This window comes from Kitasatospora sp. NPDC093550, from assembly GCF_044764985.1.
Lineage (GTDB): Bacteria > Actinomycetota > Actinomycetes > Streptomycetales > Streptomycetaceae > Kitasatospora.
On the sequence record NZ_JBIWJF010000038.1, the window covers coordinates 36,153 to 49,438 of the forward strand.

10 protein-coding genes are annotated in these 13,286 nt (G+C 75.0%); 5 read left to right on the plus strand and 5 right to left on the minus strand.

What is annotated here, in order from left to right; genetic code table 11:
• The first annotated feature begins 77 nt into the window (after positions 1-77).
• Positions 78-959 (plus strand): DUF3027 domain-containing protein, encoded by an 882-nt coding sequence (locus ACIRD3_RS36275; RefSeq protein WP_402225317.1) that lies wholly within the window; start codon positions 78-80, stop codon positions 957-959.
• Positions 960-1,034: 75 nt separating this feature from the next.
• Here the strand turns inward: ACIRD3_RS36275 and ACIRD3_RS36280 are convergent, their stop codons facing one another.
• Positions 1,035-1,412: a hypothetical protein gene (locus tag ACIRD3_RS36280; protein WP_402225261.1), complete on the minus strand. Its 378-nt coding sequence runs from the start codon at positions 1,410-1,412 to the stop codon at positions 1,035-1,037.
• A gap of 133 nt (positions 1,413-1,545) precedes the next feature.
• Here ACIRD3_RS36280 and ACIRD3_RS36285 point away from each other — a divergent pair, with 133 nt between their 5' ends.
• Positions 1,546-4,842, plus strand: coding sequence for a sacsin N-terminal ATP-binding-like domain-containing protein (locus ACIRD3_RS36285; RefSeq protein ID WP_402225264.1), 3,297 nt, complete (start codon positions 1,546-1,548; stop codon positions 4,840-4,842).
• A gap of 47 nt (positions 4,843-4,889) precedes the next feature.
• On the opposite strand, the gene ACIRD3_RS36290 is transcribed toward ACIRD3_RS36285, so the two are convergent.
• The 3 genes from ACIRD3_RS36290 to ACIRD3_RS36300 all read right to left on the minus strand — a co-directional run bounded on the left by ACIRD3_RS36290 (position 4,890) and on the right by ACIRD3_RS36300 (position 8,011).
• Positions 4,890-5,099, minus strand: coding sequence for a hypothetical protein (locus ACIRD3_RS36290; RefSeq protein WP_402225266.1), 210 nt, complete (start codon positions 5,097-5,099; stop codon positions 4,890-4,892).
• Positions 5,100-5,202: 103 nt separating this feature from the next.
• The gene (locus ACIRD3_RS36295) at positions 5,203-7,656 is read right to left on the minus strand and encodes an HAD-IC family P-type ATPase (RefSeq protein ID WP_402225268.1); all 2,454 of its coding nucleotides are present in this window, start codon (positions 7,654-7,656) and stop codon (positions 5,203-5,205) included.
• Positions 7,657-7,708: 52 nt separating this feature from the next.
• Positions 7,709-8,011, minus strand: a complete 303-nt coding sequence (locus ACIRD3_RS36300; protein WP_402225270.1) for a DUF2530 domain-containing protein — start codon at positions 8,009-8,011, stop codon at positions 7,709-7,711.
• Positions 8,012-8,186: 175 nt separating this feature from the next.
• On the opposite strand from ACIRD3_RS36300, the gene ACIRD3_RS36305 reads away from it, so the two are divergent.
• Complete coding sequence (locus tag ACIRD3_RS36305) at positions 8,187-9,647, plus strand: NCS2 family permease (protein WP_402225273.1); 1,461 nt, start codon at positions 8,187-8,189, stop codon at positions 9,645-9,647.
• 90 nt (positions 9,648-9,737) lie between these two features.
• Here the strand turns inward: ACIRD3_RS36305 and ACIRD3_RS36310 are convergent, their stop codons facing one another.
• The gene (locus tag ACIRD3_RS36310) at positions 9,738-10,187 is read right to left on the minus strand and encodes a VOC family protein (protein ID WP_402225274.1); all 450 of its coding nucleotides are present in this window, start codon (positions 10,185-10,187) and stop codon (positions 9,738-9,740) included.
• Between the two features lie 131 nt (positions 10,188-10,318).
• Here ACIRD3_RS36310 and ACIRD3_RS36315 point away from each other — a divergent pair, with 131 nt between their 5' ends.
• Both ACIRD3_RS36315 and ACIRD3_RS36320 read left to right on the plus strand, forming a co-directional pair.
• The gene (locus ACIRD3_RS36315) at positions 10,319-11,242 is read left to right on the plus strand and encodes a DUF4231 domain-containing protein (protein ID WP_402225277.1); all 924 of its coding nucleotides are present in this window, start codon (positions 10,319-10,321) and stop codon (positions 11,240-11,242) included.
• A gap of 235 nt (positions 11,243-11,477) precedes the next feature.
• Entirely contained in the window at positions 11,478-13,190 is a 1,713-nt protein-coding gene (locus ACIRD3_RS36320) for a hydrogenase maturation protein (protein ID WP_402225280.1), read from the plus strand.
• The last annotated feature ends 96 nt before the right edge of the window (positions 13,191-13,286 follow it).

Genomic DNA, 13,286 nt, shown 5'->3' on the forward strand with positions numbered 1-13,286 from the left:
ACCGAGCCGCGACGGAACAGGCAACACGCCGTGGGCGACAGAAGAACTGGGAGAGAATCGACGCCGTGAGTGCTGCGATGCGAAGCCGTACCCCCGACCGGCTCTGTGCCGAGGCCGTCGAACTCGCCCGCCAGGCAGCCGAGGAGGCCGTCGGAGCGGAGGCCGTCGGGGCGCACCTCGGCGTCCAGGCGGACGCCGACCGCGTCGTCACCCACACCTTCGAGTGCCTGGACGCCGCCTACCGCGGCTGGCACTGGGCGGTCACCGTCGCCCGCGCCCCGCGCGCCAAGAACGTGACCCTGGACGAGGTCGTGCTGCTGCCCGGCCCCGACGCCGTCCTCGCCCCCGAATGGGTGCCGTGGAGCGAGCGGCTGCGCCCGGGGGACATGGGCCCCGGCGACCTGCTGCCGACCGGCGCCGACGACCTGCGGCTGGAGCCCGGCTGGAGCGGCGAGGACGAGCCCGCGCCGAACTCCGCGGTCGCCCTCGCCGACGACGAGGACCTGGTCGTCACCGACCCGCACGTGCAGCCCGCCCCGGCCCGGGCCCGGATCGACGCCGTCGCCGCCGAGCTCGGCCTGGGCCGCAGCCGGGTGCTCTCCCGGCTCGGCCTGCACCTGGCCGCCGACCGCTGGGAGAAGGCCCACGGCCCGCAGACCCCGATGGCCCAGGCCGCGCCGGCCTCGTGCAACAGCTGCGGCTTCCTGATCCCGATCGGCGGCTCGCTGGGGCAGGCCTTCGGTGTGTGCGGCAACGAGTTCGGCCCGGCCGACGGCCAGATCGTCTCCTTCGCGTACGGCTGCGGCGGGCACTCCGAGGCGGCCGTCATCCCGGCCCCGCCGGCGCCGTCCGAGCTGATCCTGGACGAGCTGGTGGTCGAGCCGCTGCAGCTCCACCCGGACCGCGCCTCCGGCTCCGTCGAGCCCGACGCCCCGGCCGAGGAGCTCGGCCACTCCTGAGCACGTCCGTCCGGCGGCCCGCCCACTCCACGAGTGGCGCGGGCCGTCGGCGTTCCCGGGCCCGCTCCCTCGGACTCAGCGGCGGCCGAACAGACCGCGCTTGGGCGGGGCGGCGTCCTGCGGCGGAGTCGTCGGGCGCGGCGGCGGGGCGTCCTGCCCGCTGTGGAGCAGTTCGGCGACCGAGACCCGGAAGTGGCGCTTCCAGCCGCTGTGGGTGAGCTCGACCAGGAAGCCGCCGTCGGGCATTTTGAAGATCCGGCGCGTCGGCGGACGGGACGGCTCGGAATCCTCGCGGGGGAGGTACGTCCGGGCCGCCTCCTCGGCCATCCCGACCGCCTGGTCCCGGCCCAGCGGGGCCTCCTGGGGCGGGACCAGCTGCCACCGGTGGGCGCCGTCCGCGTCGATCTGCCGGTCACGTTCGATCAGGACGTACCAGGACCCGTCGGAGACCATGCCGTTTCCCCCCTCGCCAATCGGAACAGGGGCCTCAGCATAGGCAGCGGGCGCCCCTGGTCCGCCGGGGGTGTCCGGGCGGGGGAGAATGCCCCCCGTACGAAGTACAGGGCGGCGGAAGGCGGCAGGTCCAGTGGAACCTCGGATCATCGGCAGCGGCACGGACGAGCACCTCGCGGACCCCTTCGGGAGCGCCGCGCTGCGGCGGCGCGTGCTGGACGCCTGGGCCGCCTCGCCGGCCCGGTTCCGGGAGGACGCCAACGCCGAGGAGGAGCTGGCGCTCGGCGGCTACCGGGACCGGCTGGTGGTCGAGTTGGCGCAGAACGCGGCCGACGCGGCGGTGCGGGCCGGCCACGGGCCCGGGCGGCTGCGGCTGACCCTCGCCGACGGCGTGCTCGCCGCCGCCAACACCGGCGCCCCGCTGGACGCGGCCGCCGTCGAGTCGCTGTCCACCCTGCGGGCCTCGTCCAAGCGCGGTGAGCAGCCCGCCGTCGGCCGTTTCGGGGTCGGCTTCGCCGCCGTGCTCGCGGTCTCCGACGAGCCCGCGGTGCTCAGTGCCGCGGGCGGGGTGCGCTGGTCGCTCGGCGAGGCCCGGTCGCTCGCCGAGGCACAGCCCGCGCTGGCCGACGAGCTGCGCCGCCGGGACGGCCACGTGCCGCTGCTGCGGCTGCCGTTCGCGGCCGAGGGACCGGCGCCCGAGGGCTACGACACGGTGGTCGTGCTGCCGATGCGGGACGCCGCCGCCGAGGACCTGACCCGCCGTCTGCTGGCCGGGATCGACGACGCCCTGCTGCTCACCCTGTCCGGCCTCGCCGAGGTCGTGGTGGAGACCCCGGAGGGCACCCGGACGCTCACCCGGGCCGCCGCCGAGACCCGTCCGGACGGCGTCACCGAGGTCACGGTGACCGACGACGGGGGCGGGCGGCTGCGGCAGACGGTCTGGCAGACGGCCGGCGCCTCCGGCCGCCTGGACGCCGAGCTGCTGGTCGACCGGCCCACCGAGGAGCGCGCCCGCCCGTACTGGACGGTGACCTGGGCCGTCCCGGTCGGCGCGGACGGTGCCCCGCAGCAGCCCGGCATCGCGCCCGTGCTGCACGCCCCGACCCCCAGCGACGAGCCGATCGGCCTGCCCGCGCTGCTGATCGCCTCCTACCCGCTGGACTCCACCCGGCGGCACGTCGCGCCCGGCCCGCTGGCGGACTTCCTCACCGAGCGCGCCGCCGAGAGCTACGCCGACCTGCTGCGGGCCCGCGGCGCGGACCTCGGCTCGCTCGGCCTGGTGCCCGGTCCGCTGGGCCAGGGCGCGCTGGACAACGCGCTGCGCGCGGCGGTGCTCTCCCGGCTGCCCGGCACGCCGTTCCTGCCGCACCCCGCGCCGGTCGAGGAGGGCACGCCCGCGCTGCGGCCCAGGGACGCGACGCTGCTGGAGGGCGCGGACGGCTCGGTGGTCGAGGCGCTCGCGCCGATCTTCCCCGGACTGCTGCCGGCCGGTCTGGAGCGCCGCCCCGAGCTGAGGGTGCTGAACGTGCGCCGGGTGCCGCTGGCCGAGGTGGTCGACCAGCTCGGCGGCCTGGACCGCGAGCCCGGCTGGTGGCGCAACCTGTACGCGGCGCTCGGCGGGGCCGATCCGGAGGCGCTCGGCGCGCTGCCCGTACCGCTCGCGGACGGGCGGACGGTGACCGGGCCGCGGCGCGTCCTGCTGCCCTCCGAGGACGCCGACTGGGCGGCCTTCCCGGGCTACCCCGAGACGCTGGCCGGCGCGCTGGCCGCGCTCGACCTGCGGCTGGCCCACCCCGAGGCCGCCCACCCGCTGCTGGCCAAGCTCGGCGCGGGCACCGCCACCCCGGCCGGGGTGCTGGACACCCCCGAGGTGCGGGCCGCCGTCGCCCGCTCCTACGAGGTGGCCGAGGACGACCTGGACACGGCGCTCGAACTCTCCGACGCCGTCCTGGCGTTGGTGAAGGCCGCGGCCGCCGAGCCGGGCGAGCACCCCTGGCTGGCCCGGCTGGCGCTGCTCGACGACGAGGGCGAGCCGGCCCGCGCGGGCGAACTCGTGCTGCCCGGGAGCCCGTTCGCCGCGCTCGCCCGCGAGGAGGACGCCGGCTGGGTGGACGACGAGCTGCTGGAGCGCTGGGGGCCCGAGGTGCTCGCGGCCGTCGGCGTGCTGGCCGGCTTCGTGCTGGTGCGGGCCGAGGACGTGGTCCTCGACCCGGACGACCTGGAGCGGCTCGACCCCACCGTGCCCGCCGACCGGGCGGCCGGCGGCCACCCCACCGGCCTGCTGGACGAGGCGCCGGACGGGCTCGCCGACTGGGCCGAGGACGTGCTGGAGGCGCTGCAGGCGGACGAGGCGGTCGGCGTCCCGCCGGTGGCCGCCGAGCTGCTGGCGGTGCGCGACCTGGACCTGGTGGACGACGACGCCTGGCCCGAGGCGCTCGCCGCGCTGGCCCGCCCGCCGTACCGGGACGCCGTGGTCAACCCCGTGCGCACCCTGCTGCCGGACGGCTCGTACGCCGACCTGCCGCCGTACACCGCCTGGTGGCTGCGCGACCACCCGGTGCTGGACGGCCGGGAGCCCGCCGGGCTGCGCGCCGCCGGGGCGGACCCGCTGCTGCGCGGGCTGTACGACGAGGCGCGCACCACCCTGGACGAGCAGTTCCTGCACGCGCTCGGGGTGCGCACCACGCTGGCCGCGCTGCTCGCCGAGCCGCACGGGCCGGACGAGGTGCTGGACCGGATGACCGACCCGGCCGTCGTCGTCGGCCACCGTCAACTGCACGGCTTGCACAGCGCGTTGGCCCGGGTGGACCGCGAGCGGATCGAGCCGCTGGACGTGGTGCGGGCGCTGCCGCCGCTGGACCCGGCCACCGGCCGCCGGCCGGCCCACACGGTGGTGGTGGACGCCACCGAGGCGGTGGTCGCCGACGCCCCCGACCTGGTCCAGCTGCTGCACCCGTACCCGCTGCTGCCGGTCGCCCCGGCGCTCGCGGTCGACCTCGCGGAGCGGCTGCACGTGTCGCTGGCCAGCGAGGTGGCCGGCGGCCGGGTGCTGTCGGAGGGCGTGCTGCACCGGGTCCCGGCCGTGGTGCGGGAGCTGCTGCCCGGCTGCCCGGTGGCCTACGAGGAGCACGAGGAGCTGCTGGTCGTCGGCCCGGACGGCGGCGAGGCCGCGGTGGACTGGCGCTGGGACCCCGGGGCGGACGCCCCGGAGCCGCCGTACGACCCGGAGCTCGCCGAGGCCGAGGACGAGGACGACGAGTTCGAGGTGCCGCCGGTGCCCGGCCTGCTGCACGCGGCCACCCCGGAGGGCCTCGCGGCCGGCCTCGCCTGGTCGGTCGGGCAGTGGCACCGGCGCTTCGAGGTGCTGGCCGCGCTCAGCGAGCCGGACCGGGCGTACGAGCTGTCGGCGGCCCGGGACTTCGAGGGCTGAGCCCGGCGGGCGCGCGTCGGCCGGCTTCGGTCGGTGCGCGCCCGGGCTCAGCCGGTGCGTGCCCGGAGGCGGCCGTAGACGGTGCCGGCGACGGTCAGCCAGACCGCGCCCAGGGTCACCAGCGCGGCGGCCCGCAGCGCGGGTGTCGGCCTGACCGTCAGGCCGACGCCGGCCATCGCCAGGGCCGTCAGCCCGACCGCCAGCAGTCCGCCCAGGAAGGCGATGAACGCCTCCAAGTCCCCACCCCTGCGCGCCATTCGGCACCCCCTTCCGGGGGCCATCATCGGTTGTCGGCGCGGGGGCTGTCACTCATCCGGCGGCGCGTGTCACGGCGTTCGGCGCTCCTCCGCGCCGGACCGCTCACTCCATGCCGTGGCGCTTGAGGTAGCGCCAGGTGATCTCCAGGGCGATGCCGCAGATCACCGCGATGCCGACGCCGACCAGCGGGTCGCGGAAGCCGACCAGGGAGAGCTGGAAGAACTCCTTCAGCGGGGGGACCAGCAGGACCAGGGCGAACGCGCCGCCCATGGTGCCGATCAGCAGCAGCCGCCACCAGCTGTACGGGCGGGCGACGATCGCGAGCACCCAGATGGCGATCAGGAAGAGCGTCAGGGTGGCGACGCTGGTGTCGGCCTCGAGGTCGGTCGCGTGGTTGGCGCGGGCGAGCGCGTAGGCCACGAAGGTGCCCGTCCCGGCGATGACACCGCCGGGGATGGCCAGCCGCAGCACCCGCTTCACGAAGCCGGTGCGGGCCCGCTCGTTGTTGGGGGCGAGCGCGAGGAAGAAGGCCGGCACGCCGATGGTCAGCGAGGACAGCACGGTGGAGTGCCGGGGCAGGAACGGGTACGGCGAGTGGGTGAAGATCACCAGCAGCGCCAGCAGCACCGAGTAGACCGTCTTCACCAGGAACAGCGAGGCGACCCGCTCGATGTTGCCGATCACCCGGCGGCCCTCGGCGACCACCGACGGCAGGGTCGCGAAGCGGTCGTCGAGCAGCACGATCTGGGCGACCGCCTTGGTCGCGTCCGAGCCGGTGCCCATCGCCACGCCGATGTCGGCGTCCTTGAGCGCCAGCACGTCGTTGACGCCGTCGCCGGTCATCGCCACGGTGTGGCCGCGCGACTGCAGTGCCCCGACCAGCACGCGCTTCTGCTGCGGGGTGACCCGGCCGAAGACGCTGGTCGCGTCGGCGGTCTCGGCGAGCTCCTCCGGGTCGGTGGGCAGGGTGCGGGCGTCCAGCGGGTGGTCGGCGCCGGGCAGGCCCAGGTGGCCGGCCACCGCGCCGACCGAGACCGCCGCGTCGCCGGAGATGACCTTGGCCCGGACCCGTTGCCCCTCGAAGTACCGCAGCGTCTCGGCGGCGTCGCCGCGCAGCCGCTGCTGCAGCACCACCAGCGCCAGCGGGGTGAGGTCGGCGGCCGGGTCGGGGGAGTCCAGCGGGACGGGCGTACGGCCGAGCAGCAGCACCCGCAGGCCGCGCGCGCCCAGCTCGTCCACCTCGGCCAGCGCCGGGTGCCCCGCGGGCAGCAGCACGTCGGGGGCGCCGAGCAGCCAGCTGGCCTCGCCGCCCTGCGGCTCCAGCAGCTGCACGCCGCTCCACTTGCGGGCGGAGGAGAAGGGCATCGCCTCGATCACCCGCCAGCCGTCCCGCTCGCGTGCGTCGTCGCCCCGCCCGTACGCGTCGATGACGGCCTGCATGGACGGGTTGGGACGGGCGTCGGCGCCGGCCATCACGGCGAGCGCGTGCCGGACGGTGTCCGGGCCGACGGCGGCGGGCTCCCCGTCGGAGAGCACCCGCAGGTCGACCACGTCCATGCCGCCCTCGGTGAGGGTGCCGGTCTTGTCCAGGCAGACGGTGTCCACCCGGGCCAGGCCCTCGATCGCCGGGAGCTCCTGGACCAGGCACTGCTTGCGGCCGAGCCTGATCACGCCGATCGCGAAGGCCACCGAGGTCAGCAGCACCAGGCCCTCGGGGACCATCGGGACGATTCCGGCCACCATCCGCCGCACGGCCTCGCGCCAGTCCCGGCCCTCGACGGCCAGCTGGCTGATGATCAGGCCGATCGCGGTGGGGATCAGCAGGTAGGTGATGAACCGCAGGATGCTGTCGATGCCGCTGCGCAGCTCCGACTTCACCAGCGTGAACTTGCTGGCCTCCTCGGCGAGCTGCGCCGCGTAGGCCTCGCGGCCGACCTTGGTGGCGGTGAACGCGCCCGCGCCGGCCACCACGAAGCTGCCGGACATCACCTGGTCGCCGGGTTGCTTGAGGACGGGGTCGGGCTCGCCGGTGAGCAGCGACTCGTCGATCTCCAGGCCGTCCGCCTCGGTGACCTCGCCGTCGACGATCACCTTGTCGCCGATGCCGAGCAGCACGGTGTCGTCGAGGACGATCTCGGAGACGCCGATCTGCCGGACGCCGCCGTCCCGGCGGACCTGCGGGCGGGCCTCGCCGATCAGGGCCAGGCTGTCCAGGGTCTTCTTGGCGCGCAGCTCCTGGATGATGCCGATCGCCGTGTTGGCCACGATGACCAGGCCGAACAGGCCGTCCTGGATCGGCCCGACGACCAGGATGATCCCGAACATCACGCCGATGATCGCGTTGAAGCGGGTGAAGACGTTGGCCCGGACGATCTCCCGGGTGGAGCGGCTGGACCGGACCGGGACGTCGTTGACCTGCCCCTTCGCGACGCGCTCGGCCACCTCGGCGCCGGTCAGGCCGCCGCGTCGCCCGGGCAGCAGCCCGAGGGGGTGGGCCCCGTCCGGACGGTCCCCGTCGGACGGCCGCTCTTCCGCTGGCTGCGCAGGCTGCGTCATGGCACCGACTCTACGGGTGCCTTATGTCCGATGCGTGCTACTAAAGGACTCTTCAGTCCGACCGGGTGGCCGGGTCCTGACCGTCGCCGTCCGTCACGCGTTCGGCCGCCTCGGCGGCGCGGCCGCGGGCGATCGCGTCCCGCCGGGCGCGGCAGTACCAGAGGCCGATCAGACCGAGCAGGCCGCCGGAGAGGCAGATCCACGGCCAGGTGCCGTGGCCGTGGTCGGAGAGCGTGCCCTGGAAGGGGAGCAGCGCGAGGAAGGCGACGAACCACACCACCGTGCCGCCGCCGACGATGGCGACGTCATTGGCCTCCAGCGGAGGGGGCGAGGGGTGCAGCGGCGTCTTGGGCATGGGGCCTAGCGTACGGTGCGGCGGGGGCCGGTCGCGGTTGCGCGGGCCCCGGCCGGGCTCTACGCGCGAAGATAGCGCGTGTGCGATGCGGAAACCATACTGAAAGCTCTGAGCCCGGCCACCGTCGCCCCGGGTGTCATCCCCCCTCCTCAGCTCCCCCACAGAGGACGCACGCATGCCTGTGGTCCAGCCGACCACCGAGTCGCCCGAACCCGCCGACGCCGCGCCCAAGCCCCCCGCCAGCGCGGTCGACCGTTTCTTCCGGATCAGCGAGCGCGGCTCCACCCTGCCGCGGGAGATCCGCGGCGGTGTCGCCACGTTCTTCACCATGGCCTACATCCTGGTGCTGAACCCGATCATCCTGGCGAGCGCCACGGACATGACCGGGGCTCACCTGGACAGCGCACAGCTCGTCACCGCCACCGCCCTCACCGCGGGTCTCACCACCCTGCTGATGGGCGTGGTCGGCAACGTCCCGATCGGCCTGGCCGCCGGCCTCGGCGTCAACACCATCGTGGCGCTCCAGCTCGCGCCGCGGATGACCTGGCCGGACGCCATGGGCATGGTCGTGCTGGCCGGTTTCGCGATCATGCTGCTGGTGGCCACCGGGCTGCGCGAGCGGGTCATGAACGCCGTGCCGCTCGGCCTGCGCAAGGCCATCGCGATCGGTATCGGCCTGTTCATCACCCTGGTCGGCCTGGTCGACTCCGGCTTCGTCAGCCGCATCCCGGACGCCGCGCACACCACCGTCCCGCTGCAGCTCGGCGGCAACGGGCACCTGCTCGGCTTCCCGGTGCTGGTCTTCGTCGTCGGCCTGCTGCTCACCCTGGTCCTGGTGATCCGCAAGGTGCCCGGCGCGATCCTGATCAGCATCGCGGTCTCGACCGCGCTCGCCGTGGTGATCGACAAGGTCGCCGACGTCCCGGCGCTCAAGTGGGGCCTGACCGTCCCGACGTGGCCGGGCAACCCGGTCGCCGCGCCGGACTTCGGGCTGGTCGGCAAGGTCAGCCTGTTCGGCGGCTTCGAGAAGGTCGGCGTGCTGACCGGCGTGCTGTTCGTCTTCACCGTGCTGATGTCGTGCTTCTTCGACGCGATGGGCACCATCCTCGGCGTGGCCGACGAGGCCCACCTGCTGGACGCCAAGGGCGACCTGCCCGGCATCAACCGGGTCCTGATGGTCGACGGCATCGCCACCGCGGCCGGCGGCGCCACCTCCGCCTCCGCCAACACCTGCTTCGTCGAGTCCACCGCCGGTGTCGGCGAGGGCGCCCGGACCGGCTTCGCCTCGATCGTCACCGGCCTGCTCTTCGTGGTGGCGCTGTTCCTGACCCCGCTCGCCACCATGGTCCCCGCCCAGGCCGCCACCCCGGCCCTGGTCACGGTCGGCTTCCTGATCCTGGCCAACTCGGTCAAGGAGATCGACTGGGCCGACTACACCATCGCGATCCCGGCCTTCCTGACCATCGTGATGATGCCGTTCACCTACAGCATCACCAACGGCATCGGCTTCGGCTTCATCGCCTTCTGCGTCCTGCGCCTGGCCGCCGGCCGCGGCCGCGGCGTGCCCGCCCCGCTGTACGCGGTGGCGGCGGTGTTCGCCTTCTACTACCTGATGCCGGCCTTCGGCCTGCTCTGACACCCGCCCGGCACCGCGGCCCCGCACCCACCCGGGTGCGGGGCCGCGGTGCTTCCCGGTGCTTCCCGGTGCGTTCCGGGCGGGGCGGGGTCACTGGACGTCGAACTCGTTGCCCTCGGGGTCGGCCATGGTGGTCCACCGGCCACCCGGTTCCTCGACCTCGCGCAGGACGGTGGCGCCGAGGGCTTCGAGCCGGGTGACGGTGGCCGCGCGCGCCTGCGGGCCGGGGTGGAGGTCCAGGTGCAGGCGGTTCTTGTCCCGCTTGGGCTCGGGGACGGCCTGGAAGAGGATCCGGCGGCCGAGGCCGGTGTCCGAGGCGGGGTCGAACGGGTCCTCCGGGTGGCGGACGGCGGCCAGGGCGCGCCAGACGGGGCGGCCGGCCACCTCGGTGGTGGCCTCCGGGCCGATCGCGCCGGCCGCGAGCAGACGGGCGACCAGCGGGCCGTGGTCCTCCAGCGCGTACTCCAGGGCGGCGGCCCAGAAGGCGGCCTGGCGGTGCGGGTCGGTGCAGTCGATGACGAGCTTCCAGTGCAGCGGCATGTAACCGTTCCTACCGGTTACCGGGCGGTCGGGCAATCGGCCACCGTCGGAAGGTGTCAAAAAGGCGCCCGTGTAGGCCAGTTGGCGGCGGGAATACTGGCTGGACGGAGAAGGGGGAGGGGACTCGACCGATGGTGCAACAGGATCCGCCCGGGGGAGTCGAGGCGCAGCTGCTGCCGGAGCTGTTCTGGACGGCGGACAAGGCCTCGCTGGACGGCCAGCGCGAGACGCTGCGCTGGTACCGCGGCCTGATCGCGATGCTGGTGATCGCCGCGGTGATCGGGTCGTTCCCCGGTCCGGACCACGACGGCGACTTCGACGTCTGGCCGCTGTTCTCGGTGGCCGCCTTCCTGGTGGCCGGTTACTTCTGGTCCCGGCTGCGCCGCAGCAACCCGCAGGGCCGCTGGTACGAGGCCCGGGCGGCGGCCGAGTCGGTCAAGACGCTGGCCTGGAAGTACACCGTCCGGGCCCGTCCGTTCGACGGCGAGGCGGAGTCGGCGGACGTGGACCGCGGCTACCTGCTGCAGGTCGAGGACGTGCTGCGGGCGTTCGAGGACCCGGAGATCGTGCCGCCCGAGACGGTCGCCGAGATCACCCCGGAGATGCGGCGGCTGCGTGCCGAGAGCCTGACCGCCCGGCGCACCCTCTACCTGCGCACCCGGGTCGAGGGGCAGCGCACCTGGTACCGCTCCCGGGCCGAGGCCTGCGACTCGCAGGCGGTCTCCTGGGGGCTCGGCATCGCGGTGCTGATCATCCTCGGCGCGGCGGCCGCCGTCGCCCAGGCCACCGGCGCGCTGCAGGTGCACGTCTTCGGCGCCAGCTCGGCCGCGGCCGCGTCGATCATCGCCTGGACGCAGCTCAAGCAGCTCCGCCCGCTGGCCGCCGCGTACCAGCTGGCCGCGCGCGAGCTGGAGAACGTCGGCAACCAGCTCTCCGACCTGGACCTCAGGGCGCCGGACGCCGAGGCGCGCTGGGCCCGGCTGGCCGCCGACGCGGAGGACGCCGTCTCCCGCGAGCACACCACCTGGCGGGCCCGGCGGGCGTTCCCCCGGTAGCGCGGCGGCGGCCGGCGCGACGGCCGGGGCGGCGGGCCCGGTAGTGTCCTGGCCCTCCGGCGCCAGCCCAACTCTGGGAAACAGCTGGGGAGATCGGGCGAAGGGGGACCACGCCGGGACCACAGGTGTGCGGGGTGCGTGAGGGTAGAGCGTCGAGGTACGGAACGTAATCGTTACGTGTCCATGCCGTGGTTTCATCGCCTCCGCGCGACCCCTGTACCGCCGGAGGCCCCCCTTGCGCATTCTCCTGATCGCCAGTGCGTTCAACAGCCTGACCCAGCGCGTCCACACCGAGCTGCGCGAGTGCGGCCACCAGGTCGCCGTGCAGCTCGCGCTCGGTGACGAGCAGATGCGGGCGGGGGTGGCCCGCACCGATCCCGAGCTGATCATCTGCCCGATGCTCACCAAGGCCGTCCCGCAGGACATCTGGTCCACCCGGACCGTCCTGATCGTGCACCCCGGGCCGGTCGGCGACCGGGGCCCCTCCTCGCTCGACTGGGCGATCACCGAGGGCGCGGAGCGCTGGGGCGTCACGGTGCTGCAGGCCGTCGAGGAGATGGACGCCGGCGACGTCTGGGCGTCCGTCGAGTTCCCCGTCCCCGCCTGCGGCAAGAGCGAGCTGTACCGGGGCGAGGTCGCCGACGCCGCCGTGGAGGCCGTCCTGCTGGCCGTCCGGCGCTACGAGGGCGGGCTGTTCACCCCCGAACCGCTGGACTACGGCCGGCCGGACGTGCGCGGCGAGCTGCGGCCCCTGCTGCGCCAGGAGAACCGCCGGATCGACTGGGAGCTGGACGACACCGCCACCGTGCTGCGCAAGCTGCGCGCCGCCGACTCCCAGCCCGGGGTGCTGGACGAGCTGTACGGGCGGGAGTTCTTCCTGCACGGCGGCCACCCCGAGGACGAGCTGCGCGGTCCGCGCCCCGGCGCGGTGCTGGCCACCCGGGACGGCGCCATCTGCCGGGCCACCGTGGACGGCGCGGTGTGGATCCCGCAGCTGCGCCCGCGCCGCACCCCCGGCGGGCCGGCCACCTTCAAGCTGCCGGCCGCCACGGTCCTCGCCGACGAGCTGTACCGGGTCCGCGATGTGCCGGTGAGCCCGGCGGCGGCCGCCCGTCGCGCGACCTGGTCGGAGCTGCGCTACCGCGAGGAGGGCGAGGTCGGCTACCTCGAATTCGCCTACCCCGGCGGGGCGATGAGCACCGAGCAGTGCCGCCGGCTGCTCGCCGCCTACCGCGAGGCGGCGGACCGGCCCACCTCGGTGCTGGTGCTCGGCGCGCCCCGGGACTTCTACTCCAACGGGATCCAGCTGAACGTCATCGAGGGCTCGGCCTTCCCGGCGCTGGAGTCCTGGGAGAACATCAACGCGATGGACGACTTCGTCGAGGCCGTCCTGACCACGACGGACAAGGTGACGGTCGCGGCCCTGGCGGGGAACGCGGCGGCCGGCGGGCTGATGATGGCGCTCGCCGCGGACGAGGTGTGGTGCCGCGACTCGGCGGTGCTCAACCCGCACTACCGCCTGATGGGGCTGTACGGCTCCGAGTACTGGACGTACACCCTGCCGAAGCGGGTCGGCGCCGAGCAGGCCGAGCGGCTCACCACCGAGGCGCTGCCCGTCGGGGTCGAGCACGCCCGCCGGATCGGCCTGGTGGACCGGGCGTTCGGCGGGGACGCGGCGGAGTTCCGCCGCTGGGTGGCCCGGGAGGCGGCCGGGATCGCCGCCTCGCCGGAGCTCACCGGACGGCTGGTGGACAAGAAGCGCCGCCGCGCCGCCGACGAGGAGGTGAAGCCGCTGGCCGAGTACCGGGCCGAGGAACTGCGGCGGATGCACGCCAACTTCTACCGGGCGGGCGAGCCGTACCACGGGCTGCGGCGGGACTTCGTGCACAAGGTCTGCCCGGTGGCGACGCCGGAGCACCTGAGCGGCCTGCTCGGGCGGCCCGAGTAGGGCCGAACGGGCGCGGGGGGGGGGGGGGGGGGCCCCCCCCCCGGCGGGCCCCCCCCCCCCGGCCGCCGCGGCCCCCCCCCGCGCGCGCGCGGCGCG

What these genes read in the sequence shown, in the direction of transcription:
- ACIRD3_RS36275 (WP_402225317.1), top strand. Translation starts at nt 78, where the DNA reads ATGCGAAGCCGTACCCCCGACCGGCTCTGTGCCGAGGCCGTCGAACTC.
- ACIRD3_RS36280 (WP_402225261.1), bottom strand. Translation starts at nt 1,412, where the DNA reads ATGGTCTCCGACGGGTCCTGGTACGTCCTGATCGAACGTGACCGGCAG.
- ACIRD3_RS36290 (WP_402225266.1), bottom strand. Translation starts at nt 5,099, where the DNA reads ATGGCGCGCAGGGGTGGGGACTTGGAGGCGTTCATCGCCTTCCTGGGC.
- ACIRD3_RS36295 (WP_402225268.1), bottom strand. Translation starts at nt 7,656, where the DNA reads ATGACGCAGCCTGCGCAGCCAGCGGAAGAGCGGCCGTCCGACGGGGAC.
- ACIRD3_RS36300 (WP_402225270.1), bottom strand. Translation starts at nt 8,011, where the DNA reads ATGCCCAAGACGCCGCTGCACCCCTCGCCCCCTCCGCTGGAGGCCAAT.
- ACIRD3_RS36305 (WP_402225273.1), top strand. Translation starts at nt 8,187, where the DNA reads ATGCCTGTGGTCCAGCCGACCACCGAGTCGCCCGAACCCGCCGACGCC.
- ACIRD3_RS36310 (WP_402225274.1), bottom strand. Translation starts at nt 10,187, where the DNA reads ATGCCGCTGCACTGGAAGCTCGTCATCGACTGCACCGACCCGCACCGC.
- ACIRD3_RS36315 (WP_402225277.1), top strand. Translation starts at nt 10,319, where the DNA reads ATGGTGCAACAGGATCCGCCCGGGGGAGTCGAGGCGCAGCTGCTGCCG.